This is a genomic window from Lysobacter antibioticus HS124, from assembly GCF_000336385.2.
GTDB classification, from domain to species: domain Bacteria; phylum Pseudomonadota; class Gammaproteobacteria; order Xanthomonadales; family Xanthomonadaceae; genus Lysobacter; species Lysobacter firmicutimachus.
Genome location: NZ_HG424519.1, coordinates 13,802 through 39,772, shown reverse-complemented (window position 1 = coordinate 39,772; position 25,971 = coordinate 13,802). Strand labels below are relative to the sequence as shown.

General features: G+C 70.3%; 15 protein-coding genes. 7 read left to right on the top strand and 8 right to left on the bottom strand.

Features of this window, described 5'->3' with window-relative positions; translation table 11 throughout:
* Positions 1 to 33 precede the first annotated feature (33 nt).
* Positions 34 to 3,018, top strand: coding sequence for a bifunctional diguanylate cyclase/phosphodiesterase (locus TX83_RS14630; RefSeq protein ID WP_261370146.1), 2,985 nt, complete (start codon positions 34 to 36; stop codon positions 3,016 to 3,018).
* Here the strand turns inward: TX83_RS14630 and TX83_RS14625 are convergent.
* The 4 genes from TX83_RS14625 to xseA form a co-directional block, all read right to left on the bottom strand.
* The gene (locus tag TX83_RS14625) at positions 3,008 to 4,885 is read right to left on the bottom strand and encodes a vWA domain-containing protein (protein ID WP_261370145.1); all 1,878 of its coding nucleotides are present in this window, start codon (positions 4,883 to 4,885) and stop codon (positions 3,008 to 3,010) included. The genes TX83_RS14630 and TX83_RS14625 overlap by 11 nt on opposite strands.
* 112 nt (positions 4,886 to 4,997) lie before the next feature.
* Positions 4,998 to 6,476, bottom strand: a complete 1,479-nt coding sequence (locus TX83_RS14620; protein WP_064748701.1) for an aldehyde dehydrogenase family protein — start codon at positions 6,474 to 6,476, stop codon at positions 4,998 to 5,000.
* A gap of 46 nt (positions 6,477 to 6,522) precedes the next feature.
* Positions 6,523 to 8,169, bottom strand: coding sequence for an acetolactate synthase large subunit (locus TX83_RS14615; protein WP_064748731.1), 1,647 nt, complete (start codon positions 8,167 to 8,169; stop codon positions 6,523 to 6,525).
* Positions 8,170 to 8,258: 89 nt separating this feature from the next.
* Positions 8,259 to 9,638, bottom strand: a complete 1,380-nt coding sequence (gene xseA, locus TX83_RS14610; RefSeq protein ID WP_064748700.1) for an exodeoxyribonuclease VII large subunit — start codon at positions 9,636 to 9,638, stop codon at positions 8,259 to 8,261.
* 391 nt (positions 9,639 to 10,029) lie between these two features.
* Here xseA and ispG point away from each other — a divergent pair, with 391 nt between their 5' ends.
* From ispG to TX83_RS14585, 5 genes are all read left to right on the top strand, one after another.
* A complete protein-coding gene (gene ispG / locus TX83_RS14605) occupies positions 10,030 to 11,301 on the top strand; it encodes a flavodoxin-dependent (E)-4-hydroxy-3-methylbut-2-enyl-diphosphate synthase (protein WP_064748699.1) in 1,272 nt (423 codons plus the stop codon).
* A complete protein-coding gene (locus tag TX83_RS14600; RefSeq protein WP_079248242.1) occupies positions 11,276 to 12,058 on the top strand; it encodes a phosphatase PAP2 family protein in 783 nt (260 codons plus the stop codon). The genes ispG and TX83_RS14600 overlap by 26 nt, the downstream gene beginning before the upstream one ends.
* Positions 12,059 to 12,330: 272 nt before the next feature.
* Entirely contained in the window at positions 12,331 to 15,621 is a 3,291-nt protein-coding gene (locus TX83_RS14595; RefSeq protein WP_064748698.1) for a S8 family serine peptidase, read from the top strand.
* 137 nt (positions 15,622 to 15,758) lie between these two features.
* Positions 15,759 to 17,027 carry a YadA-like family protein gene (locus tag TX83_RS14590; RefSeq protein ID WP_064748697.1) on the top strand — a complete coding sequence of 423 codons (1,269 nt, stop codon included), beginning with the start codon at positions 15,759 to 15,761 and terminating at the stop codon, positions 17,025 to 17,027.
* 379 nt (positions 17,028 to 17,406) lie between these two features.
* Complete coding sequence (locus TX83_RS14585; protein ID WP_064748696.1) at positions 17,407 to 20,718, top strand: S8 family serine peptidase; 3,312 nt, start codon at positions 17,407 to 17,409, stop codon at positions 20,716 to 20,718.
* A gap of 259 nt (positions 20,719 to 20,977) precedes the next feature.
* On the opposite strand, the gene TX83_RS14580 is transcribed toward TX83_RS14585, so the two are convergent.
* Positions 20,978 to 21,340 carry a hypothetical protein gene (locus TX83_RS14580; protein ID WP_141233518.1) on the bottom strand — a complete coding sequence of 121 codons (363 nt, stop codon included), beginning with the start codon at positions 21,338 to 21,340 and terminating at the stop codon, positions 20,978 to 20,980.
* Between the two features lie 335 nt (positions 21,341 to 21,675).
* Here TX83_RS14580 and TX83_RS14575 point away from each other — a divergent pair, with 335 nt between their 5' ends.
* Positions 21,676 to 22,740 carry a sensor domain-containing diguanylate cyclase gene (locus TX83_RS14575; RefSeq protein WP_064748694.1) on the top strand — a complete coding sequence of 355 codons (1,065 nt, stop codon included), beginning with the start codon at positions 21,676 to 21,678 and terminating at the stop codon, positions 22,738 to 22,740.
* A gap of 12 nt (positions 22,741 to 22,752) precedes the next feature.
* Here the strand turns inward: TX83_RS14575 and TX83_RS14570 are convergent, their stop codons facing one another.
* From TX83_RS14570 to TX83_RS14560, 3 genes are all read right to left on the bottom strand, one after another.
* A complete protein-coding gene (locus tag TX83_RS14570) occupies positions 22,753 to 23,214 on the bottom strand; it encodes a hypothetical protein (protein WP_141233517.1) in 462 nt (153 codons plus the stop codon).
* Between the two features lie 163 nt (positions 23,215 to 23,377).
* On the bottom strand, positions 23,378 to 24,781 hold the full coding sequence (locus TX83_RS14565) for a pectin acetylesterase-family hydrolase (protein ID WP_064748692.1): 1,404 nt from the start codon (positions 24,779 to 24,781) through the stop codon (positions 23,378 to 23,380).
* A 318-nt stretch (positions 24,782 to 25,099) separates the two neighbouring features.
* Entirely contained in the window at positions 25,100 to 25,969 is an 870-nt protein-coding gene (locus TX83_RS14560; protein WP_064748729.1) for a DMT family transporter, read from the bottom strand.
* Positions 25,970 to 25,971: the final 2 nt, after the last annotated feature.

Here is a 25,971-nt window from a genome sequence, read left to right as displayed (position 1 = left end):
TATCCTGCGCCCTGCGCAGAAGGCGGCGATCCGGTGCACAGCAGTGACGTACTTCCAGTGGCGGCGGTAAGCGGGCGCTCGACTGCAGGCGACGCGCTGGCCTGCGCGCTGCAGGAAGCCTTGCCGGCCGGTTCGCAGGTCGTGGTGTGCTGGCGCGACGCGCAAGGCCGCGTTTCCGATTCGTCCACGCCGGGCGCGCCGGCACCGCTGCGCGCCGACGCCGCCGCCTGGCTGGAACGCGATCCGCCGGCGGTGGGCGCGTCCGGCGATACCCGCCCGGACCGCATCGAAGCCGCCTGGTGGCTGGAGGACGGCAGCCGCGCGGCGCTGGTCGCGGCCCTGCCGCAGTCCATGCCGACGCCGCTGCGCGCCGCTTGGCTGGCGATGGCGCGGCGCATCGTCGCCGCCGACCTGGCCGCGGTGCGCGCCCATGCCCGCGCCGAGGCGCTGGAGAAATCCGAGCGCCTGCAGCAGGCGCTGTACGGGATCGCCGACCTGGCCGGCTCGGGCCTGGAGATGAGCGATCTGCTCAGCCGCATCCACGGCGTGGTCTGCGGCCTGACCTATGCCGAGAATTTCTACATCGTGCTCTACGACGACGTCGCCGACACGATGCGCTTTCTGTACTTCGCCGACCGCGCCGACCCCTTCGTCGCCGACCCCGAGCAGGTGATCCGCGCCGCCGACATGCCCAACAGCCTGACCCTGGCCTTGCTGCGCCACGGCGAGGCGCTGCAGGGCAGTTCGACCAGCCTGCGCGAGCTGCTGAACGTGCCGCCGGACGATTTCCACGGCCCCGACAGCGCCGACTGGCTCGGCGTGCCGATGCGCCGCGGCGAGCGGGTATGCGGCGCGATCGTGGTGCAGAACTACGACACGCCCGGCAGCTACGGCGAAGAGGACCGCGCCTTGCTGTCCTTCGTCGCCCAGCACATCCTGACCGCCCTCGACCGCGTCCACGCCCGCGAAGAGCTCGAACGCCGCGTCGCCGAACGCACCTACGCCCTGCAGCTGAGCAACCGCGACCTGCAGGCCGAGATCATCGAGCGCCAGCGTTCCGAGCGCCTGCAGCGAGCGCTGTTCCGCATCGCCGAGCTGACCATCACCTCCGACACGCTGAGCCGGTTCTATTCCCAGGTCCACGACGTGGTCAGCGAGCTGCTGTACGCGCGCAATTTCTACATCGCGCTGCTGTCCGACGACGGCGAGCGCCTGCAGTTCCCGTACTCGATCGACGAGCGCGACATGATCCGCGAATCGCGCCGGCTCGCCGACGGCCTGACCGAGTACGTGATCCGCCAGGGACGGCCGTTGTTGGCCGACCGCAACCGCATCGCCGAGCTGCACGCCCGCGGCGAGGTGCGCAGCCACGGCTCCGCCGCGCATTGCTGGCTGGGCGTGCCGCTGTTCCGCGACGAGGCGGTGGTCGGAGTGATCGCGATCCAGAGCTACTCGCGCGCGATCGCCTTCAACGCTCGCGACCAGGAGCTGCTGACCTTCGTCGCCCATCACATCAGCATCGGCCTGGCCCGCAAGCAGGCCCAGGACCGGCTGGTCACCGCGCACGGCGAACTGGAGCAGCGCGTGGCCTCGCGCACGCGCGAGCTGGCGCACAGCAATGCCGAACTGGTCGCACAGATCGGCGAACGCGTGCGCGCCGAGCAAAAGCTCACCCACCAAGCCTTGCACGACACCCTGACCGGGCTGCCGAACCGCGGCCGGTTGCTGGAACGCCTGGGGCAGGCCATCGCCCAGGCCCGTCGCGACCGGCGCTCGTTCGCGGTGCTGTTCCTCGACCTGGACCGGTTCAAGCTGGTCAACGACAGCGTCGGCCATTCGGCCGGCGACGAACTGCTGGTGGAAAGCAGCCGCCGGATCGTCGCCGCGGTGCGCGGCGAGGACATGGTGGCGCGGCTGGGCGGCGACGAGTTCGCGATCCTGATCGAGAACATCGACGGCCTCGGCGCGGTCGAGGACATGGCGCACCGGGTTCTGCGCGCACTCGGCGAGCCGTGCTGGATCGCCGGGCGCGAGGTGTTTCCTTCCGCCAGCATCGGCATCGCGCTGTGGCATCCGCGGTATCGCGACGGCATCGAGCTGCTGCGCGACGCCGACGCCGCGATGTACCGGGCCAAGGGCCTGGGCCGCGGCCGTTGCGCGGTGTTCGACGAAGAAATGCGCGACCAGGCGATGCGCATCCTCGACCTGGAAGCCGACCTGCGCCGAGCCATCAACGGCGACGCCTTCGTCGCCTACTACCAGCCGATCGTGCGCCTGGACGACCGCGCCCTGATCGGCCACGAGGCCTTGTTGCGCTGGCGCCACGAAAAACGCGGCCTGCTGCTGCCGCGCGAATTCATCGGGGTGGGCGAGGACAGCGGCCTGATCGAAGAGGTCGACTGGATCCTGTACGGCCGCGCCGTGGCCGAGCTGGCGCGCGGCGGCGAGGGCTACATTTCGGTCAACGTCTCGCCGCGGCATTTCCGCTCGGGCGATTTCGCCGACCGCCTGCTGCGCCTGCTCGACGACGCCGGCGCCGATCCGCAGCGCCTGCGCATCGAGATCACCGAGGTCGCGCTGCTCGACGACGTCCCGCGCGCGCTGCGCATGCTGCGGACCCTGCGCAATCACGGCGTGCTGGCGCAATTGGACGATTTCGGCACCGGCTTCTCGGCGCTGTCGTATCTGCACCGGTTCCCGATCGAGTGCCTGAAGATCGATCAGAGTTTCGTCGCCGGCCTGGTCGGCGAATCGCGTCCGGAAAGCGTGGCGGTGGTGCGCGCGATCCAGGCGCTGGCCGGCACCCTGGCCATCCACACCATCGGCGAGGGCGTGGAAACCGAAGCTCAGCGCGCGGCCTTGCGCGAACTGGGCTGCGTTTACGGCCAGGGTTTCCTGTTCGGACGCCCGGCCGAGCGGCTGGCGACCGGCGCCGTCGCCGCCATGCCGACGCCGGCGGGCGACGTCGCTGCGCCGGCCGCGTGCACGGCCGGCGCCTCGTCCTCGCTTACCGGCTGACCGCGACCTCGGTCGCCGGCGCGGCCGGGGGCGCGCCGATCTGGACGCGGGCGCGTTCGACCAGGCCGAGGAACTCCGCGCGCAGGCCCCAGCGATCGTCCAGGCGCACGCTGCGCGCGGTCGCGGCGATCTGCTCCCAGCCCCAGCCGTCGATCTGCTTGCCGCCGCGCAGCGCGTCGGCGAACGCGGCGACCGAGGCGGCGAAGCGCATCGAATCGCTGGCCACGGCGCGCAGGCCGGTCTTGCGCACCGGGGTTTCGATCAGTTGGCTGCGGTCTTCGCCGGGACGCTTGTAGCGCAGCTTGAGTAGGGCGATCTCGTCCTCGCCTCCGGCGTCGGCCGGCGCGGAGGCGGCATAACGCAGCGCCGGCAGGCGCGTGGCCTTGGAGCCGACCGGGGTGATCTCGTACAGCGCGGTGACCTGATGGCCGGCGCCGATGTCGCCGGCATCGACCTTGTCGTTGGCGAAGTCCTCGCGCTTGAGCAGGCGGTTCTCGTAGCCGATCAGGCGGTACTCGGCGACCTGGGCCGGGTTGAATTCGATCTGGATCTTGACGTCGCGGGCGATGGTCAGCAGGGTCGAGCCCATCTGCTCGACCAGCACTTTGCGCGCCTCCTGCGCGGTGTCGATGTAGGCGTGGTTGCCGTCGCCGACGTCGGCCAGTTTTTCTGCCAGCGCATCGTTGTAGTTGCCCTGGCCGAAGCCGAGCGTGGTCAGGGCGATGCCGCTCTTGCGCTGGTCGGCGACGAGGGTTTCCAGGGCGTTGTTGTCGACCGTGCCGACGTTGAAATCGCCGTCGGTGGCCAGGATCACCCGGTTGACGCCGTTCTTGACGTAGGCCTGCCTGGCCATGGCGTAGGCCAGGCGGATGCCGTCGCCGCCGTTGGTGCTGCCGCCGGCCTGCAGCCGGTCCAGCGCGGCGAGAATCTCGTCCTGGCGATCGCCCGGCGTCGGCGGCAGCACCAGGCCGGCGGAGCCCGCGTAGACCACGATCGAGACCCGATCCTGCGGGCGCAGTTGGCGGGCCAGCATCGAGAAGGCGTTCTTCAGCAGCGGCAGTTTGTCCGGCGACTCCATCGAGCCGGAGGTGTCGATCAGGAACACCAGGTTGGCGGGGGGCAGGGTGCGCTTGGGCACCTCAAAGCCCTTGATGCCGATCATCAGCAACTGGCGCTGCGCGTTCCAGGGCGCCGGCGCGAGTTCGGTGCTGACCTTGAAAGGCATAGCCAGCGAGGCGGGCGCCGGGTGCCGATAATCGAAGTAGTTGATGAACTCTTCCGCGCGCACCGCGTCGGCCGGCGGGCGCGTGCCGGCGTTGAGCATGCGCCGCACGTTGGCGTAGCTGCCGGTGTCGACGTCGATGGAGAAGGTCGACAGCGGCTGTTCGCTGGCGCGCAGCACCGGATTGTCTTCGCGGGCGGCGTATTTCTCGGTGTTGGCCGGCTGGGCGTACACGGGCGGCGGCGGGGCGGGCGGCGCGATGAAGCCGAGCGCGGCCGGGGCGACCTTCAGGGCTTGCGGCGCCGCGCGCCGCAGGCGCGGGTCGGCGATGCGCGAGCCGGTGACCTGGACCCGTTCCAGCGCGGCGCCCGCCTTGGCTTCGGCGCGCGTTGGCGCCGGCGCGGCCGCCGGCGCGGCGACGGATGCGACCGCGGCTGCGTCGGCGGCTTGGACGGGTTCGATCGCGACGACATCGCCGGGCGCGGCCGCCTCGGCTTCGGCGGGCGGCGTTTCGGGCGCTTGCTTGGCCAGGTCGCCGGGCGCCTGGCAAGCGCCGAGCGACATGGCGAGGGCGGCGAGCAGGGCGACGCGCAGGGCGCGCGGGGTGGAGGAGGCGGGCTGGGCGGACGTGGCGCGGGCGGACATGGCGGCTTCCCTGGTGTGTGGACCTGAGAAGATCAACGCGCCGCCGCGGCGGACGGGGTTGGCGGCGGTCGAACTATTTTCCGGCCGCCGCCGGGTGCGCCGTGGGGCCGGCTCAGCCGGCCGGGTCGCGGATCACCAACAACCGCTGCTCGCTCATGTCCTCGATCGCATAGCGCACGCCTTCGCGGCCCTGGCCGGAGTCCTTGACCCCACCGTAGGGCATGTTGTCGACGCGGAAGCTGGGCACGTCGCCGACGATCACGCCGCCGACGTCGAGCCGGTCCCAGGCGCGCATCGCATGATCGAGGCGACCGGTGAACACGCCGGCCTGCAGGCCGAAGTCGCTGTCGTTGACCCGCGCGAGCGCCCGTTCGTAATCGTCGAAGGGCTCGATCAACGCCACCGGCCCGAACGCTTCCTTGCGGTACAGCTCGGCGTCGCGCGGCACCTTTTCCAACAGCGTGGCCGGGATCATCGTGCCCTGGCGCGGGCCGCCGGCGATGCGCTTGGCGCCGCCCGCGAGCGCGCCGTCGATCCACGACTGGATGCGCTGCGCGGCCGGTTCGTCGACGACCGGGCCGATGAAGGTGGCCTCGTCGCGCGGATCGCCCATGCGCAGCGCGCCGACTGCGGCTTTGAGCTTCTTGCGCAGCTTGTCGTAGACGTCGGCGTGGGCGTAGATGCGCTGCACGCTGATGCAGCTCTGGCCGCTCTGGTAATAGGCGCCGAACACCAGCCGCTGGACCACGTGGTCCAGGCTCGCGCCCGGGTCGGCATCGACGATGCAGGCGGCGTTGCCGCCCAGTTCCAAGGTGACCTTCTTCTTGCCGGCGCGGGCCTTGAGGTCCCAGCCGATCAGGCCGCCGGTGAAGCTCAGCAGCTTGATCCGCGGGTCCTCGACCAGCAACGAGGCGTCCTCGTTGGAGCAGCACAGGGCCGAGAACGCGCCTTCCGGCAGGTCGGTCTCGGCCAGCACTTCGGCGATGATCAACGCGCCGACCGGGGTCTTGATCGCCGGCTTGAGCACGAACGGGCAGCCGGCGGAGATCGCCGGCGCGACCTTGTGCGCGACCAGGTTGAGCGGGAAGTTGAACGGGGTAATGAAGCTGCACGGCCCGATCGGCACCCGTTTGACCATCCCGCGATAGCCGCGGGTGCGCGGCGAGATCTGCAGTTCGAGCAATTCGCCGGGGCTGCGGGTGGCTTCGTTGGCGGCGATGCGGAAGGTGTCGATCAGCCGGGTGACCTCGCCGCGCGCATCCTGGATCGGCTTGCCGGCTTCGATGCACAGCGCCAGGGCGAGTTCTTCGAAACGTTCGCCGAAACGGCGCACGCAGTGTTCGAGCACGTCGCGGCGGCGATCGGGGGCGAACTCGGCCATGGCCTCGCGCGCCGCGTGCGCGGCGGCGATCGCCTGGCGCACGGCGGCCGCGTCGGCCATCGCCACCCGCGTGGCGCGCTTGCCGCTGTACTTGTCCAGCACTTCCAGGTCGGTGTTGACGGCGACCGCGCGGTTGGCGAGGTAGTAGGGGTAGCTCGGCTTCAGGCCTTTGCCGGCGCGGGCCGCGGGGGCGGATTTGGACTTGGCCATGGAACGCTCCGAAGCGAAATGGAAAAGGGAGGGCTGCGGCGCGCGCTCAGCGCAGCGCAGCGGCCAGGCGCGGGATGTCCTGGTTGAGGATACGGTCGTCGTCGGCGTAGTCGATCGGCACTTCGATCAGGTCCACGCCGGGCGCGGCCAGCGCCTGCCGCAGCAGGGGCAGGAAGGCGTCGCTGGACGCGGGGCGATGGCCGCGCGCGCCATAGCTGCGCGCGTAGGCGACGAAGTCCGGGTTGCCCAGGTCCATGCCGAAGCTGGGGTAGCGTTCGTGCGCCTGCTTCCACTTGATCATGCCGTAGGCGTCGTCGCGCAGCACCAGCACGGTCAGGTCCAGGCCCAGCCGTACCGCGGTTTCGAGTTCCTGCGAATTCATCATGAAGCCGCCGTCGCCGCACACCGCCAGCACTTTGCGTTCGGGGCAGACGATGCGCGCGGCGATCGCCGACGGCAGGCCGGCGCCCATCGTCGCCAGGGCGTTGTCGAGCAGCAGGGTGTTCGGCTCGCGGCAGCGGTAGCTGCGCGCGAACCACAGCTTGTACAGGCCATTGTCGAGACAGACCACGTCGTGCGGCGCCATCGCCGCGCGCACGTCGGCGACCAGGCGCTGCGGCGCCAGCGGAAAGCGGTCGTCGTCGCAGCGCTCGCGCAACTGCGCCAGCAGCGCCTCGCGCACCCGACCGAAAAAGGCGAAGTCCCAATGCGGTTGCGGCTGCAGGACCTCGCCCAGGCGCCAGACCGAGTGGGCGATGTCGCCGACCACTTCGATCTGCGGGAAGTACACCGGGTCGACCTCGGCCGCGTCGTAGTTGACGTGGATGACGGTGCGCCGGCCTTCGCGCATGAAGAACGGCGGTTTTTCGATCACGTCGTGGCCGATGTTGACGATGCAGTCGGCGGCGTCGATGGCGCGGTGGACGAAGTCGCGATCGGACAGGGCGGCGTTGCCGAGCCACAGCGGCCCTTCCTCGTCGAGCACGCCCTTGCCCATCTGGGTGCTGAAATAGGGGATGCCGAGCTTGGCGACGAAGGCGTGCAGGGTCTTGGCGGTGGTCTTGCGGTTGGCGCCTGCGCCGATCATCAGCAACGGGTGGCGCGCCTGCGCGATCGCCTGCGCGGCGCGTTCGATCGCCTTGTCCTCGGCCACCGGCCGGCGCGAGAACGCGGCCGGGATCGGCCGCGCATCGGTGAGCTCGCCGGCGACGTCCTGCGGCAGCTCCAGATGGACCGCGCCCGGGCGTTCTTCCTCGGCGCGGCGGAAGGCTTCGCGTACCCGCGCCGGGATGCTGTCGGCGGAGACGATCTGGCGGGTGTACTTGGTCAACGGGCGCATGGCGTCGACCACGTCGACGATCTGGAAGCTGGCCTGCTTGCTGATCTTGATCGGCTTCTGCCCGGTGATCATCAGCATCGGCATGGCGCCGAGCTGGGCATAGGCCGCGGCGGTGACCAGGTTGGTCGCGCCGGGGCCGAGGGTGCTGAGGCAGACCCCGGCCTTGCCGGTGAGGCGGCCGTAGGTCGCGGCCATGAAGCCGGCGGCCTGTTCGTGCCGGGTCAGCACCAGCCGGATCGAAGAGGTGCGCAGCGATTCGAGCAGGTCGAGGTTCTCTTCGCCGGGAATGCCGAACACGTATTCGACGCCTTCGGCCTCGAGCGCGGCGACGAACAGATCGGACGCCTTGGTCATGCCGGACTCCATCGCGGGCAGGGCCCGAAGGCCGGCATGGTCGCGCAGTCCGCGTTAGCGGCAGGCGATGACCGCCGCGCGACGCGCCGCTACAACGGCAGCGCGGCCTGGCTCGGCACCGGTTCGTCGCGGTCGTCGGCTTCGACCCGAAGCCGCAGTTCGCCGTCGCCGACCCGGGCCGTGAGGCGCTCGCCGGCGGCGGCGTCGGCGACCCGGCGCACGACCCGGCCGTCGCGGTGCTGCAGGATGGCGTAGCCGCGCGCGACCGTGGCCAGCGGGCTGCAGGCTTCCAGCGAGCGCGCCAGTCCGCGCAGCCGCAGCTCCTCGGCGCGCAGCCGGCGCGCGATCGCGTTGCGCGGGCGCGGCGCCAGCGCGTTCAGGCGATCGCGCAGCGCGGCGATGCGGCGTTGCGGCTGGTGCGCGCGCAGCACCGCGTCGGCGTGACGCAGGCGTGCGCGTTCGCGCTCCACGCGCAGACTCCAGGCCTGTTCCAGCCGCCGCCAGGCCTCTTGCTGGCGGCTGCGCAGCGCGGCCAGCCGCGCCTGCGGGCGCAGCGCGTTGAGGCGCAGGCCGGCGCGGTCGCTGCGCTGCATCGCCTGGCGCAGGCGTTGCGCCTGCAGATTGCACAGCCGGGCATCGAGATTGCGCAGGCGGTGCAGCAGGTCTTCGCGTTGCGGCACCAGCAATTCGGCCGCCACCGACGGAGTGGGCGCGCGCAGATCGGCGGCGAAATCGGACAGGCTGAAGTCGGTTTCGTGGCCGATCGCCGAGACCACCGGCACGCTCGCCGCAGCGATGGTCCGCGCCAGGCGTTCGTCGTTGAACGCCCACAGGTCTTCCAGCGAACCGCCGCCGCGCGCCAGCACGATCACGTCGTAGCGTTGCGAAGCGTCGGCGCGCTGCAGCATGGCCGCGATCTGCGCTGCCGCGCCTTCGCCCTGCACCGGCACCGGCAGCACCTCGGCTTCGACCAGGGGAAAGCGGCGCGCCAGGACGCTGAGCACGTCGCGTACCGCCGCGCCGCTGGGCGAGGTGATCACCGCGATGCGACGGGCGAAGCGCGGCAGCTCGCGCTTGCGTTCGCGATCGAACAGGCCTTCGGCCGCCAGGCGCGCCTTGAGCTCCTCGAACGCGCGCCGCAGAGCGCCTTCGCCGGCCTCTTCCATGTGGTCGAGCACCAACTGGTAGTCGCCGCGCGCTTCGTACAGGGTCAGCCGCCCTCGCGCGAGCACGCGCACGCCCTCGCGCGGGGCGAACTTCAGCCAACTGCTCTTGGGCTTGAACATCGCGCAGCGGACCTGGGCGCGCGCGTCCTTCAAGGTCATGTACAGATGGCCCGACGACGGCCGCGACAGATTGCCGAGCTCGCCCTCGACCCAGATCAACGGAAAGGTATCTTCCAGCACGTTGCGCGCGAGCGCGTTGAGCTGGCTGGGGGTGAGGACGTCGTCGGGGGAACTGGGGGGCATGGCCAGACAGGAGCGAGGCGAGCCGCTCGGAGCGAAACGGGTGCGGCGATGGTAACCCGTCCCGTGCGCGGCTTCCGGGGCAGAGCGAACGCGTCGAGTGGAGCAGGGCGGACAGGAAGGCCGGCCGGGGGAGTTCGGGCCGCTTCCGGAATCATCATGCCCGCCAAGGCGAGGGCCCGGAGATTTCGGAGCCCGGACGCGATCGCGCCCGGAAAATCCCCGCCTCCCCGGGATGACGCCCGCAGACAGGCGTAGCCGCCCCGCGCCAGAGCCATCGGGCCGATCCGCGGTGCCCGACCGGGCCGGAACTCCGTCGCGCTCGGCGCCGCGCGTCAGCCGCGCTTCACCCCCGCCGCACCTCTGTGCTGAGTCCCGGCGCTACAATGCGCCCATGAATTCCGATGCCGTCCTGCCCTGCGCCCACCCCGATTTCGGCCCGATGCCGCGCCGCCTGACCCGTTCCGTGCAGATCGGCGGAGTCCAGGTCGGCGGCGGCGCGCCGGTGGTGGTGCAGTCGATGACCAACACCGACACCGCCGACGTCGCTTCCACCGCCAAGCAGGTCGCCGAGCTGTGGCGCGCCGGCTCGGAGATGGTGCGCATCACCGTCAACACCCAGGAAGCCGCGGCCGCGGTGCCGCGGATCGTCGACAAACTGGCGATGATGGGCGTCGAGGTGCCGATCATCGGCGACTTCCACTACAACGGCCATCAATTGCTCACCGCCGAGCCGGCCTGCGCCGAAGCCTTGGCCAAGTACCGCATCAACCCCGGCAACGTCGGCTTCGGCAAGAAGAAGGACAGCCAGTTCGCGACCTTGATCGAGCTGGCGATCAAGTACGGCAAGCCGGTGCGCATCGGCGCCAACTGGGGCTCGCTGGACCAGGCCCTGGCCGCGCAGTTGATGGACGAGAACCACACCCGCGCCGAGCCCTGGGACGCCGGTCGCGTATTGCGCGAGGCGTTGATCCGTTCGGCCCTGGATTCGGCTGCGCGCGCGGTCGAGCTGGGCCTGCCGGCCGAGCGCATCGTGCTCAGCGCCAAGGTCAGCGGCGTGCAGGAGCTGATCGCGGTGTATCGCGAGTTGGCCAACCGCGGCGATTACGCCTTACACCTGGGCCTGACCGAGGCCGGCATCGGCAGCAAGGGCATCGTCGCCTCCAGCGCCGCGCTCGGCGTGCTGCTGCAGGAAGGCATCGGCGACACCATTCGCATCTCGCTGACGCCCGAACCGGGCCAGGCGCGCAGCAACGAAGTCATCGTCGCCCAGGAGCTGTTGCAGACCATGGGCCTGCGCGCGTTCACGCCGATGGTCACCGCCTGCCCGGGCTGCGGCCGCACCACCAGCACCTTCTTCCAGGAGCTGGCGCAGACCGTGCAGGAGCACGTGCGGGCGAAGATGCCGGAGTGGAAGATCACTCATCCGGGCGCGGAAAACCTGACCCTGGCGGTGATGGGCTGCGTGGTCAACGGCCCGGGCGAATCGCGCCATGCCAACATCGGCATCTCCCTGCCCGGCACCGGCGAAGCGCCGTCTGCGCCGGTATTCGAGGACGGCGAGAAGACCGTGACCTTGCGCGGCGAGAACATCGCCCGCGAGTTCGTCGATCTGATCGACCGCTACGTCGAGCGCCACTATGCCGTCCGCGCCGCAGGTGCCTGAAGCCGAACTCCGGCCCACGGACGCGGCCGGTAGCCACGAAGACGCCGTCTCGGTCCGCCGCGGGCCGGGCGACAGCGCGCTGCAGCAGGAGGCCCGCTTCGGCCTGGCCCTGCTGCGCCGCCACGGCTGGACCCTGGCCTTGGTCTTCCTCGGCTTGTTGTTGCCGCTGTGGGCTTTCGCCGAGCTGGCCGACGAGATCCACGAACGCGAGGCCATCGTCTTCGACGTGCCGGTCCTGCAGTACGCTCACGGCTTGGCGCGCGAAGGTTTCGACAGCGCTTTCGTGTTGCTGTCGCAATTGGGTTATCTGTGGGGCGTGGTGCCGTTCGACATCGGCCTGGTACTGATGCTGAGCCTGCGCCGGCGCTTCCGCGAAGCCAGTTTCGCCGCGCTGGCGCTGGGCGGTTCGGGCCTGCTCAACATCGCCGCCAAGCAGTTCTTCGCCCGCGAGCGGCCGTCGCTGTGGGAGTCGATCGCGCCCGAGCACAACTACAGCTTCCCCAGCGGCCACGCGATGGGTTCGATGACCTTGTTGGTCACGCTGCTTCTGCTGAGCTGGCCGACGCGCTGGCGTTGGCCGGTGCTGATCGTCATGGTGCCGTTCGTGCCCGCGGTCGGCTTTTCGCGCCTGTACCTGGGCGTGCATTACCCCTCCGACATCCTCGCCGGCTGGGCGGTGGCCACCGCCTGGGTCGTGGCGGTGTATCTGGTCGTGTACCGCGGCGGCTTGCTGCGGCCCTGGCACCGCCGTAGCTGATTCGGGCCTCAGCGGCAAGGGCGGATGCGGCCGTTGTGGGGCGTATTTCGCCAAATTAAGCAAAGCCATTACGCAGATACTGCCAGAGGCGGGTAGGGGGTACCCTGTCCGCATGCGTTGTCACTTTTAGGGGGAAGTGACAACGCAGTCTTGCGGCCCGTGTTCGTTACCGGAACCGCAACAGATCGACCTCTCCCTACACGGGTGCGCAACACCGGCCGCGTTGGCCGCGTTGCGCTTAGCGCATGCGTCAGCAAAGAGAGGCTAGGGGAATGCGGAAGGTAATGAAGAGGACGTCCATCGCGGCGGCCATCGCAGCGGTCGCGGCCATCGCCGGAGCGACGGCGATGATGCCGGGCCGCGATTCGGGACAGGGCGGACCGATCGGCGGCGCCCCATCGCCGTCTTTGCCGAGCGAAGCCGCGCTTGACGGCTACAAGCGCTACATCGTGGTCTACCGCGAAGCGCCGTTGAGCGCCTACAAGGGCGAACTGAGCGGCATGCCGGCGCCCAAGCGCCTGCCCAGCATCAGCGGCGGCAACGGCCGCATCGACGTGCAGAGCGCGGCCGCGCGCAGCTACGTGCAGCACCTCGGCGACGTCCAGTCCGCGCACGAGCGCCGCATCCGCGGCCTGCTCGGCCGCAGCCCGCGGGTGGACTTCCGCATGCGCCACGCCCTCAACGGCATGGTCGCCGAACTGACCTCGGCCGAGGCGGACCGCATCGCCCAGCTCGATGAAGTGCGCTTCGTCGAGCCCTATCAGGAATACGAACAGGCCACCGACGTCGGTCCGGCGCTGATCGGCGCGCCGGCGTTGTGGAATGCCGCGCCGAGCGGTTTCCGCGGCGAGGGCATGGTGGTCGGCATCATCGACTCGGGCATCAATTTCGGCAGCCCGGCGTTCGCCGCGGTCGACGACAGCGGCTACCAGCACATCAACCCGCTCGGCGCCGGCACCTACCTGGGCAGCTGTGCGCCCGGCGGCGTCGACGAAGGCCGTTGCAACGACAAGCTGATCGGCGGCTACGACTTCGTCTGCAACGCGCCCGGCAACCAGTGCGGCGTCGCCGACGTGCGCGAAGAGCCGGGCTTCGGCGACACCAACAGCCACGGCAGCCACGTCGCCTCGACCGCGGCCGGCAACGCCTGGACCGCGAGCTACCGCGGCCACAGCATCCGCATTTCCGGCGTCGCTCCGCGCGCCAACATCATCGCCTACGACGCCTGTTACACCCAGATCTCCACCGGCCGCGGCCTGTGCCCGAACACCGCGACGGTGCGCTCGATCGATCAGGCGATCGCCGACGGCGTGGTCGACGTGATCAATTACTCCATCGGGGGCGGTTCCAACCCGTGGAGCGAAGCGACTTCGCTGTCGTTCCTCAACGCCACCGACGCCGGCATCTACGTCGCCGCGGCCGCCGGCAACGACGGCCCGGCGTCGTACACCACCGGCCATCTGGAACCGTGGGTCGCCACCACCGCCGCCTCGCAGCATGGCCGCGGCACCTTCGCATGGGTGCTGTCGGTGTCCGGTCCGGGCGGCGTGCCCGGCGACCTGCAGGCGATCGAGCTGACCGAGGGCAGCGGCGGCACGCCGTTCGCCACGGCCATCCCGAGCGACACCCCGGTGCGGGTCAGCGCCGGCATCGACACCGCCAACGACGGTTGCGCCGCATTCCCGGCCAATACCTTCCAGGGCGCGATCGCGGTGGTCCGCCGCGGCAGCTGCAACTTCACCGACAAGGTCGCCAACGCCGCGGCCGCCGGTGCGGTGGCCGTGGTCATCGCCAACAACCAGGCCACCGGCCTGACCCCGACCGTGACCGGCGCGACGGTACCGGCCTTCGTCGCCAGCCAGGCCGACAGCAATCTGCTGCGCGACTTCGCCAACGCCAATGCCAACACCAGCACCGGCGGCATTCCGTACCCGTCGGTGATCGTCAACAACACGCCCGACCAACTGGCCGACTTCAGCTCGCGCGGCCCGGCCGGGGTGCTGGACGTGATCAAGCCCGAAATCACCGCCCCGGGCGTGGACATCCTGGCGGTCACCGCAGGTACGGCGATCAGCGGCAGCGAGAATTCGGTCGGCCTGATCAGCGGCACGTCGATGGCGTCGCCGCACCATGCCGGCGCGGCTGCGCTGGTGCGCCAGGCCCGTCCGAACTGGACCGTGGCCGAGGTCAAGTCGGCGCTGATGATGACCGCCAAGCAGGAAGTGCTGAAGGAAGACGGCGTCACCCAGGCCGATGCGCACGCGATGGGCGCGGGCCGTCTGCAGCTCGAACAGGCGATCCGCGCCGGTCTGGTGCTCAACGAGACCACGGCCAACTTCCGCGCGGCCAATCCGGCCACCGGCGGCGACGTCTCGACGCTGAACCTGGCGAGCATGGCCAAGTACAGCTGCGCCACCTCTTGCTCGTTCACCCGTACCTTCCGCAACGTGCTGCCGACGCGCCAAACCTGGACCGGCAAGGTGCAAGGCCTGAGCGCGCTGGTCTCGCCGTCGCTGTTCACGCTCAATCCGGGCGAGAGCAAGACGGTCAAGATCACCGTCAGCACCAGCGCCTTGGCCCCCAACGGCAATTTCAACTTCGGCAAGCTGGTGCTCACGCCTTCCGGCGGCGACACCTCGCAGCCACTGTTGCGCCTGCCGATCGCGGTGGCGGTGCAGCCGCCGCGCCTGGACGCCACGCCGTCGACCGCGCTGACCCTGGCTCAGGGCAGCAGCGGCAACGTGACCTTCCGCCTCGGCAACATCGGCGGTTCCAACCTGGACTGGCAGATCGACAACACCGGCAGCGGCGGACGCACGCTGGTCGCGCAGTTGCCGAACAACACCAACGGCCGCCGCTCGACCCGCTTCACCGACGCGGCCACGGTCGGCGCGCGCGCGCAGCTGTCGGCGGACGACTTCACCCTCACCGACGCGACCGGGATCACCCGCATCGTCGCCGACGGTTTCGTCAACGGCGGCAGCCTGGCGACGTCGACCAACATCAATTGGTCGATCTTCCGCGATGTCGGCGGCAATCCCGAAGGCAATCCGGAATCGACCCCGCAGCTGGCGGTGTGGAGCCACACCTCCACGGTGAACGGCGCCGGCGTGTCGACTTCGGGCTTCGCCAGCATCAGCCTCAACCTCGCCGCCGCCGGCCAGAACCTCAATCTGCCGGCCGGCCGCTACTGGCTGGTGGTGTCGGTGCGCGCGCCGTTGGCGACCAGCTGGTTCTGGTTCAACGCCACCAGCGGCGACAGCATCTACCGCGGCGCGATCATCACCCCCGACGGTACCGGTGACTGGTCGGCAATCGCCGGCGCGCCGGGCCTGGCCTACCAGCTGCAGGGCGCCAATGCCTGCGGCGCTACCTGGATCGGCGCGCCGTCGCGCGCGTTCGGCCGCCTCGCGGTCGGCGCCAGCGTCGACACCCTGGTGCAGATCAGCGCCGCCGGCCTCGCGCCGGGCAGTTACTCCGGCTATGTCTGCGTGGCCAGCAACGATCCGCTGCGTCCCAAGGCGGCGCTGCGAGTCGCGCTGACCGTTACGCCTTCGCCTTGACCGTACCGCGCGCCGGGCCTGCACGGGCCCGGCGCGCTCCATTCGGCCGGACCATGCGCGGTCAGGACCGGCACCCATTTCGTCGCCGCGCGCGATCACGGCCGCGTGGCGCGCACGACGTCTTCCTGGAGGACAGTTTGAACATTTCGCACAAGACCCTTCTCGCCACCGCGCTCTCGCTGGCCTGCGCTTCGGCATGGGCGGGCGAGCCCTGCGTGCTCGACGACGGTTTCGGCGGCACCACCACCGGCGGCGCCACCGCCAACGGCGGCAGCGCCATCGCCTGCGGCCAGGGCGCGAGCGCGGACGGCGATTTCGCCGTCGCCAACGGCGCCGGCGCCACCGCCAGCGCGGTCGGCGCGATCGCGGTCGGCGCGAACTCCACCGCGTCGGGCGACCAGAGTTCGGCGCTCGGCGCGGGCGCCACCGCCTCCGGCGCCAACAGCAGCGCGATCGGCGACAGCGCCACCGCCTCGGGCGAGTTCTCGACCGCGAACGGCTCGGCCAGCACCGCCGGCGGGCGTTTCGCCACCGCCAGCGGCGCCGGCAGCACGGCCAGCGCCGACAACGCCACCGCGCTGGGCGCGAACAGCTCGGCCTCGGCCGCCGGCGCGGTCGCGCTGGGCAGCGACTCGATCGCCGATCGCGCCAGCACGGTGTCCATCGGCAGCGCCGGCGCCGAACGCCAGTTGGTCAATCTCGCCGCCGGCACGGCCGACACCGACGCGGTCAACGTGTTCCAGCTCAACACCCTGGCCGGCGCGCTCGGCGGCGGCGCCAGCTTCGCCGGCGGCGTGTTCACCGCGCCGACCTATGCGATCCAGGGCGGCAGCTACCGCGATGTCGGTTCGGCGTTCGCCGCGGTCGACGGCCGCCTGACCGATCTCTACGGTCGGGTCGGCGCCGGCGCGGCCAATTCGGTGACCTATACCGACGCGTCGCAGACCCAGGTCGCGCTGCAGGGTGCCGGCGGCACCCGCGTGAGCAACGTCGCTGCCGGCACTGCGCCGACCGACGCGGCCAATGTCGCCCAGGTGCAGAGCGGCGACGCCCAGACCCTGCGCAGCGCGAATGCCTACACCGACTCGCGCGTGACCCAGATGCTGGCCGCGCCGACCGAGGCGATCAACGAGCTGCGCGACGACATGAACTGGCGTTTCCACAAGCAGGATCGCCGCATCGACAAGCTCGGCGCGATGACCGCGGCGATGGTGCAGATGTCGGCCAGCGCATCGGGCCTGAACACGCCGAACCGGATCGCGGTCGGTGCGGGCTTCCAGGGCGGTCAGCAGGCGCTGTCGATCGGCTATCAGCGCGCGATCAGCGATCGTGCGACGGTGACCCTGGGCGGCGCGTTCAGCGACTCGGAAAGCTCGGCCGGCGTCGGCGTGGGTTTCGGTTGGTGAATGCGAGCGGGACGGGCCGCAACGGCTCGTCCCGAATCGCGGCCGGTCGCGCGACGCGCGACGTTGCAGGAACGCAACGGCGGTCCGCTTGCGAGCTGCCGGTCGCAGACTAGAATCGGCCGGACACGCGCGAAGCGTGGCGGCCGTCACGGAGCGGTTGCGTCGTCGCCGGAATGCGACGCCGCCCGTGGGGGAGTCCCGCCCGGATTGCGTTAGTGGGGTTAGCCGGTGCCGGAGGAAGCGGGCCGGGCGCAGCGGGCACGGGGCCAGGGCCGATGTGTTCGTCGTGGACGATGTCTCTTCCTGAACTCGCGCCGCGATATGCCTGAGGGGGCAGGCGGGGAGCGGTGTCTTCGCGAACGACGCAGAGGACCTCTCGATGCCTAACGCAGTCAATCGATTGACGATCGCGATCAGCCTGATCGGGCTGGCCGCGATCGCCGGCGCCGCGATCCGCGGCTTGTCCGACGATACCCCGGCCGACGCCGGCGCGATCGGCGGCGCTCCCTCGCCCAGCCGCATCGACAGCGGCCTGGAAACCCAGACCAGCCGCTACATCGTGTTGTACAAGGAAGCGCCGCTGGCCACCTACGCCGGCGAGATCGCCAGCCTGCCGGCGCCGCAGCGCATGGCCGGCGCGCAGAACGCCAACAGTGCGGCCAAGAGCGGCGCGCTCGGTCGACTCGACGTGCGCAGCGCGCAGGCGCGCGGCTACGTGCGTCACCTCGATCAAGTCCAGCGCGACCACGAGCGCGGCATCAATGCCTTGATCGGGCGACCGCTGGCGATCGAGCGGCGCATGCAGCATGCGGTCAACGGCGTGATCACCCGCATGACCCAGAACGAGGCGGCGCGCATCGCCAAGCTGCCCGGCGTCGAACTGGTCGAAGAGTATCGCGAGTACGAGCAGGCCACCGATGTCGGCCCGGCGCTGATCGGCGCGCCGGAGCTGTGGAACGCCGTGCCGACCCAGTATCGCGGCGAAGGCGTGGTGTTCGGCATTCTCGACTCGGGCATCAACTTCGGCAGCCCGGCGTTCGCCGCGATCGACGACACCGGCTACCAGCACGTCAATCCGTTCGGCAGCGGCACCTACCTGGGCACCTGCGCGCCCGGCGGCGTCGACGAAGGCCGTTGCAACGACAAGCTGATCGGCGGCTACGACTTCGTCTGCGGCGCGCCCGGCAATACCTGCGGCGTGGCCGACATCCGCGAGGAGCCCGGCTTCGGCGACACCAACGGCCACGGCAGCCACACCGCTTCGACCGCGGCCGGCAACGCCTGGAACGCCAACTACAAGGGCCGCACGGTCCGCATTTCCGGCGTCGCGCCGCACGCCAACATCATCGCCTACGACGTCTGCTACACCCGCATCTCCACCGGCCAGGGCCTGTGCCCGAACACTTCGGCGGTGGCCGCGGTCGACCAGGCGATCGCCGACGGCGTCGACGTGATCAACTACTCCATCGGCGGCGGCAGCCAGCCCTGGGGCGAGGCGGTGTCGCTGGCCTTCCTCAACGCGTCCGACGCCGGCATCTACGTCGCCACCTCGGCCGGCAATTCCGGCCCCGGCCCGAACACCATGGGCCATCTGGAGCCGTGGACGGGTTCGACCGCGGCCTCGCAACACGGGCGCGGTACCTTCGCCTTCCTGTTGCAAGTCACCGGCCCGGGCGCCGTGCCGCCGGCGCTGCAGGCGATCCAACTCACCGAAGGCAGCGGCGGCGCCGCGTTCAACGCCAGCCTGCCGCCGACCACGCCGCTGAAAGTCAGCGCCGGCATCGACACCGCCGCCGACGGCTGCGCGGCGTTCGCGCCGGGCGCGTTCCAGAACGCGATCGCGGTGATCCGCCGCGGCACCTGTAGCTTCTCGATCAAGGTCAACAACGCCGCCGCCGCCGGCGCGATCGGCGTGGTCATCGCCAACAACCAGCCGGGCGCGACCACGCCCAGCGTGCCGGGCACCACGATTCCGGCGTTCCTGGCGTTGCAGACCGACAGCGACGCGTTGCGAAACTTCGCCGCCGGCAACGGCAACACCACCACCGCCGCCATCAACTTCCCGCCGACGCCGATCCCGAACACGCCCGATGCCCTGGCGGCGTTCAGTTCGCGCGGCCCGGCCGGCGATTTCAGCCTGATCAAGCCCGACATCACCGCGCCGGGCGTCAGCGTGCTGGCGGTGTTGTCCGGCACGGCGATCACCGGCAGCGAGAACCTGGTCGGCCTGCTCAGCGGCACGTCGATGGCCTCGCCGCACCACGCCGGCGCCGCCGGTCTGTTGCGCCAGGCCAAGCCCGACTGGACCGCCGCGGAAATCAAGTCGGCGTTGATGATGACCGCCGAGCTCAAGGTCTACACCGAGGACGAAGTCACCCTGGCCGATCCGTTCGACGCTGGCGCCGGCCGGGTGCAGGTCGATCGCGCGCTGCGTGCCGGCCTGGTGCTCAACGAGACCACCGCCAACTACCTGGCGGCCGATCCGGCCACCGGCGGCGACGTCTCGAGCTTGAATCTGGCCAGCCTGGCACAGCGCGAATGCGCCGAAGCCTGCGTGTTCAAGCGCAGCTTCCGCGCGGCCCAGGGCCAGCGCGGTCTGTGGGTGGCGCAGCTCAAGGGCGTCAGCGGGATCGCCTTCCCGCCGGTGTTCCTGTCTCAGCCGGGCCGCACCCAGGACGTGACCGTGATCGTGCTGACCCATCAGCTGCCCAAGGACGGCGCCTGGCACTTCGGCGCGCTGCAACTGGATCAGGTGCTCGGTGGCCCGTCGCCGCAGCTGCACCTGCCGGTCGCGGTCGCGGTGCCGCCGCCGCAGATCGAACTGCGGCCGGCGCAGGTCGCGGTGAGCTTGCCGGCCGGTACGCGCGGTTTCGCCGATTTCGCGATCGGCAACCTCAGCGCGTCGGAACTGCAGTTCCAGGTCGACAACACCGGCGAAGGCTCGCGGAGCGTGATCTCGGCGAACTCCGACGGCGTCAGCAGTGGTTTCCGCAGCACCGTCTACACCGATCCGGCCTCGGCCGGCGGCCTGCCGGCGCAGTTCTCCAGCGACGATTTCCTCCTCACCGACAGCACTCGCCTGTCGCGGCTGTTCGCCGAGGGCTTCGTCTCCAGCGGCGCCGCTTTGGCCAGCACCGCGACCAGCCTGACCTGGAGCGTGTTCGCCGACAACGGCGGCAACCCGGCCAGCAACCCGCTCGCGGGTTCGGCCTTGTGGACCTACACCGCGGCGCCGAACGCCGCCGGCGTGACCGTGGACGGAGCGAACATCAGCCTCGACTTGGCCGCGGCGGGGCAGAACGTGCAGTTGCCGGCCGGCCGCTACTGGCTGGTGGTGCATGCGCGTACCAGCTTCGCCAATCGCTGGGTGTGGTACGCCTCCAACAGCGGCGACAACCAGTTCCGCACCATCGCCCCCGCGGTCGGCGGCGCCGGCACCTGGAACGCCGGCGCCGGCTTCGCCGGCCTGGCCTACGACATCCAGGGCGCCAGCGCGTGCGGCGCGCCCTGGATCGGCGCGCCGGTGCGCGCCTTCGGTCGCGTCCCCGGCCGCGGCCAAGTCGCCAACCGCGTGCGCATCGATGCGCGCGGCCTGAGCGCGGGCACCCACATCGGCTATGTCTGCGTCGCCAGCGACGACCCGGTCCAGCCCAAGGTCGCGCTGCGCGTGGCGTTGACGGTGACGAACTGAGCGTGCTGAGTTGAGATTGGGATAGAAACCGAAAGCACGTCGCGATCCGACCGGGCCCGTTCGCGGGCCCGGTCTTTTTTCAGGCGGCTGCGGGCACGCGTGATCGAGCATGCGGCCGCAGGTGCAGGTGCAGGTGCAGGTGAGGCCGGCGCGCGCCTGGCGTCGCGTAATTGGGGATTGGGGCAGGCGTGGCGATAGCGCCATCGGAGCCGGGCGTAGCGGCTTCGGCGACGGTTTTCGACGCCTTCGGCCGCGCCGCTCACCACTCCCGCCAGGTCTCGGTCAGATCCTCTTCGCCCGAACCCAATCCGGCTTCGGCCGCGGCGCCGAGCAGCAGATCGCACAAGCCCTCGCGTTGCTCGGTTTCGATCAGCGCGTAGCCGCACCGGGCGTTGAGCGCGTTGAGCGCGAGCACGGCCGTCTTGAGCGCGACGCGAACCCGCGGCGGGTCGCCGGCGGCGTCGCGGGCGGCGTCCAGGAACCGGTCGACGATGGCTTCGCAGGCTTCGATCTCGGGTTCGGCGTAGCCGGGGTCGGCGCTGTCGGCGCGCAGGTCGTCCATGTAGCTGCGCATGCCGTCGAGGATTTCGCTTTTGAGCTCGACGTAGTCGTGGGTGTTCACCTGCATCGTCCTGCAAGGGCCGGCGACCTGAGGCAGGCGGCGGCCGGGTGGGGCCGCGCCGGCGGTGGGCCGGCGCGTCGGGGGACGCCATCCTAGGCAGGGCAGATTGCAGTCGATGCGTCGAAGCAGGCGCCGCGGCGCGAGGCGACGGAAGCGTGACGACGGTCGACGAACGATCCTCCGCGGCCGTGCGGCAGCCGTAGCGACGACGCGGCCGCGGTCGCGGCCGGCGCAAGACGAGCTTGCGCCTTGAATGGGGTCGCTGCCGGTCTTGCTAGACTGTCCGCGCCGGTCGCCGTTCGGCGGTGCGGCATCCGTGGTCAGGAACTCGCGCCGTGCAGAAGCCCGATATTCCCGCCAACGAAGCCGAGCGCCTGGCCGCGTTGCGCAGCTACGACATTCTCGACACGCCGCCGGAGCCGGACTTCGACGACCTGGTCGCCATCGCCGCGGCGATCTGCGACGTGCCGACCGCCCTGATCAGCCTGGTCGACAGCGACCGGCAATGGTTCAAGTCCAAGCTCGGCCTGAAGGTGGACCAGACTCCGCGCGAGCTGGCGTTCTGCGCCCATGCCATCCTCGACCCGAGCCAGCCCTTGGTAGTGCCGGACACGCACCAGGACGAGCGCTTCCACGACAGTCCGCTGGTGGTCGACGAGCCGAACATCCGGTTCTACGCCGGCGCGCCGCTGGTCACGCCGCAAGGCGAGGCGATAGGCACCTTGTGCGTGATCGACACCGTGCCGCGGCAACTGCTGCCGCAGCAGCGCAAGGCCTTGCTGGCCTTGTCCAAGCAGACGTCGCGGGTGCTGGAGCTGCGCCGGGTCAGCCGCGCGCTGGCGCGGCAGTTGCAGGAAAGCGACTGGTACGAAAAGCAACTGCTGCAGTACCAGCAGCAGCTCGAAGCCAGCAATGCCGACCTGGCCGCTCTGACCCGCACCGACCCGCTGACCGGCCTGCCGAACCGGCGCGCGTTCGCGGCCGCGTTCGAACAGGCGCAGGCGCGGCGCGACGGCCGGCTGCAGGTGGCGGTGCTGGACATCGACCATTTCAAGGTCATCAACGACGTGCACGGCCATCCGGAGGGCGACCGGATCCTGGTGGCGGTCGCCGAGACCTTGCGCCTGTACGCGTCCGCGCCCGGCGCGGTGGCGCGCTACGGCGGCGAAGAGTTCCTGATGATGTTCGAGTCCGACCTGCGCCAGGCCGAACTGCAGTGCGAGTTCGTGCGCGAAGCCATCGCCAACCTGCCGGTCGGGCTGCCGTTGACGGTCAGCATCGGCCTGGCCACGCATCGCGCCGGCGAAAGCAGCGCCGACAGCATCGCCCGCGCCGACCAGGCCCTGTACGCGGCCAAGCGCAGCGGCCGCAACCGGGTCGAGGTCGCCGAAGGCGACTGAGCCGGCGGCGGCTCAGCGGTAGACGCGTTCGCGTTCGGCTTGCAGGCGCTGGCGCAGGTACTCGTCGCGGCTCAGGCCGCGGGGAAAGGCGCGCATCGCCATGACCTCGGCGACGATTTCCTGTTCGCGCCGCTTGTAATCGCGAAAGCGCGGATCTTGGGCTTGCTGCTGCAGCCATTGCGCATTGCGGCGTTCGGCCTCGCCGCGATAGCGCGCGGCCAAGGCTTCGACCAGTTCGGCCTGGCGCGCCGGGTCGGCGACGGTGGCGCGGATCAAGGCCACGCGCAGCAATACGGTTTCGCCGGCCGAGAGTTCGCCGGCGCCTTCGTAGGCGTCGATGTTCCGCTGCAACGCCTGTGCGCGCCGCTCGCGCTCGCCGGCCGGCAGGCGTTCGGCCTGGGCGAAGAACTGCCGCGCTTCGTGCTGGAACCGTTGGCGTTGCCGGTATTGCTGCGCCTGCGGCGTGGCGAGCAAGGCTTGCGATGACGGCGGCGTCGCGGCGTCGTTTGCGGCTACGGCCGTCGCTGCGCCGGCCGCGACGGCGCCCCCGTCGTGCCGAGGCCATCCGGCGCCGCCGACCGCCGCGGCCAGGGCCGCGGCGGTCAGGGCGCTTGCGATCAAGACAGGCTTGCGCATCTCAGGTCAGCAACTGGTCGACCAGCCAGTACAGCAGGTTGAAGGGCTTGGCCCGGTCGGCGGCGTCGCTGTCCTCGGCCGCGTCGAGCACTTTGCCCTGGCCGTCGAGCACGCTGTCGATGAAGTGCTTCAGCTCCAGGTTCTGCGCCTGTACGTCGCCGTTCTTGAAATCGACGATGGTGGTGCAGTGGCTTTCGTTGAGCTTGCGGTACTGCGGGAAGTAGCCACCGAAGTTGTCCAGGCCGTTGAGGCGCGCGGCCAGCCGCTGGGTGTCGGTGCCCCACTTGGCGTGGATCAGCGCCTGCTTGGCTTCCTGGGTCGGCGCCTGACGGATATCGTCGTGGAAGCGCTCGTAGGAATACGACGAGTAATTCAGGTCTTTCCAGAAGTGGGTGTGGCCGAGGCGGTCGTTGCGGTGCTTGTTGGCGAGCGCCGGATAGATCGAACCCAACTCGTTGAGGTCGACTTGCGGTAGACCGGCGGAGAGGAAGGCCAGCGGTCCGTTCGGCGCGTCCAGGCCCCAGACTTCGCGGATCGTGGTCATCAGCGGCTGCGAGGGATATTCGGCCGGATTGCCGTAGCGCGGAGTCGGAAAGATCGGACCGGAATCGTCGATCAGGAAGCCGTTGGTCGGCGCCAGCTCGGTGCGCAGCGAGTCGAACGAGATCAAGCTGCCGGCGCCGCCGGCGCTGCAGCCGGTGCTGAGCATCTGCCCCGGTCGCGGCAGGTTGTCCTTGAGCCAGGCGGTGATCGCGCGGGTGTTGCGCAGGCCGTTGTGGTGCCAGACCAGCGGCGGCTTCTGCCCGCTGGGGTCGTCGTACACCGCGACCTTGTCGCCGCTGTAGATGTCGCCGGTGCAATACGGCACGTAGACCATGTTCCAGCCCTGGGTCTTGACCGCATCGAAGGGGCTGACGCGGGTGACGAAGGGGCTGACCAGGCTCGCGCCCGGGTTGAGCAGCTTCATGTAGTCGTCGGGCACGCCGTTGGGATTGCGCGCGCCGCGCACGCCGGTGGCGCCGGTGCAGCTGGCGTAATCCCAGCAGGCGCCGCCGCCTTCCATGTAGATGATGGTATTGGTCGTGTTCGGAACCCGGTTGACGAAGATCTTGTACGGCGAACCGTTGCCGCAGATCGCGCCGGTCTCGGCCGGCAGCTGCACGGTCTGCCACGAGTAGTAGGCGGCGGGGTCGAAGCCGTCGCTGCGTGCGGCGCTGCGGCTCAGCAGCGGATAGTGGCCGCTGCGCTGGGCCGGCTGCACCGGGTTGTCGGCGCGCGGCGGCGAGAACAGATTGCGCAGGGTTTGGAAAAACCCGTAATCGCCGGTCTCGGCCTGCGAGGGCAGGCTGGACAGGGCGACCAGGCCGCCCAGCATCACGGCGGCGGCGTGTCGGCTTAGGGCCATAAACTCATCTCCTTGTGAGCATCCGAAGGGGCGGACGGGCGCCGTGCGTTCGGCGCAGGCGGGGAGGGCGCGTCCGTACTGCCGCGTCTGGATAGCCCCGGCGCGATGACGGGTCAATCGGGCTAGGGCGCGAATTGCGTTGCGCGGCGAGTTTGTCCGCGAATGCTTCCGCGGTTGTCCGCTTTTGCCCCGCAAACGATCACGGAATCGCCGCCGCGGACGGCGCGGTCGTGCGCTGCAGCATGTGATTGCCTTCGCCCAATGCGCGGACCTGGCGCCGCGCCGGAAGCGGCGCCGGCCGGTCGGCGGTCGCGGCGTTCACTCGCCGGGCACGGCGCCCGCGGTCGCGGCGGCCGAAGCGCGGCGCCGCGCCAGCACGGCCTCGCGATGGGCGATGTAGGCGTTGGAGCCGAGGATGATCGCGGCGCCGATCACGGTCCAGCGGTCCAGCGATTCGCCGAACCACAGCCAGCCCGCTGCGGCCACCAGCGGCAGCTGCATGAAACTGATCGGAGTCAGCGCCGATACTTCGCCGAGCTTGAGCGCATGCGTCCACAGCACCTGGCCGCCGGTGCCGAACACGCCGGCGGCGACGATCCAGACCCAGTCGACGCCTTGCGGCCATTGCCATACGAACAGGGCCGGTATCAGCGACATCGGCACCCAGAACGCGTAGGTGTAAAGCACGATGGTGTTGGCCGAATCGACCCGCGACAGCTGCTTGATCTGGATCGAGATCACCCCGCCCAGCACCGCCGCGAGCAGTGCGGCCAGGCTGTCGACCGAGAACTCGGCCGAGCCCGGGCGTACGATCACCAGCACACCGACGAAACCGGCGGCGACCGCGAGCCAGCGCCGCGCGCGCACCTGTTCGTGCAGGAACACGACCGCGGCGATGGTGACGAAGATCGGCGTCGAATAGGTCAGCGAGATCGCCTGCGCCAAGGGCAGGTGGCCGATCGCCCAGAACCCGGCCAGCATCGAGCAGATGCCGATCAGGCAGCGCACGAAGTACTTCGGCAATTGCCGGGTGCGCAGGTCCGCGCGTTGCGCGCCGAGCAGCAGCGGCAGCACCGCGAGCAGGCCGAACAGGTTGCGGAAGAACGCGATCTCGAAGGTGTGCAGCGAGTGCGAGGCGAAGCGGATCGCGATCGTCATCACCCCGAACGACAAGGTGCTGGCCAGCATCA

Coding starts and splice junctions, on each gene's coding strand:
- TX83_RS14625 (WP_261370145.1), bottom strand. CDS start 4,885: ATGTCCGCCCGCGCCACGTCCGCCCAGCCCGCCTCCTCCACCCCGCGC.
- TX83_RS14620 (WP_064748701.1), bottom strand. CDS start 6,476: ATGGCCAAGTCCAAATCCGCCCCCGCGGCCCGCGCCGGCAAAGGCCTG.
- TX83_RS14615 (WP_064748731.1), bottom strand. CDS start 8,169: ATGACCAAGGCGTCCGATCTGTTCGTCGCCGCGCTCGAGGCCGAAGGC.
- xseA (WP_064748700.1), bottom strand. CDS start 9,638: ATGCCCCCCAGTTCCCCCGACGACGTCCTCACCCCCAGCCAGCTCAAC.
- TX83_RS14565 (WP_064748692.1), bottom strand. CDS start 24,781: ATGGCCCTAAGCCGACACGCCGCCGCCGTGATGCTGGGCGGCCTGGTC.
- TX83_RS14560 (WP_064748729.1), bottom strand. CDS start 25,969: ATGCTGGCCAGCACCTTGTCGTTCGGGGTGATGACGATCGCGATCCGC.
- TX83_RS14595 (WP_064748698.1), top strand. CDS start 12,331: ATGCGGAAGGTAATGAAGAGGACGTCCATCGCGGCGGCCATCGCAGCG.
- TX83_RS14585 (WP_064748696.1), top strand. CDS start 17,407: ATGCCTAACGCAGTCAATCGATTGACGATCGCGATCAGCCTGATCGGG.
- ispG (WP_064748699.1), top strand. CDS start 10,030: ATGAATTCCGATGCCGTCCTGCCCTGCGCCCACCCCGATTTCGGCCCG.
- TX83_RS14600 (WP_079248242.1), top strand. CDS start 11,276: ATGCCGTCCGCGCCGCAGGTGCCTGAAGCCGAACTCCGGCCCACGGAC.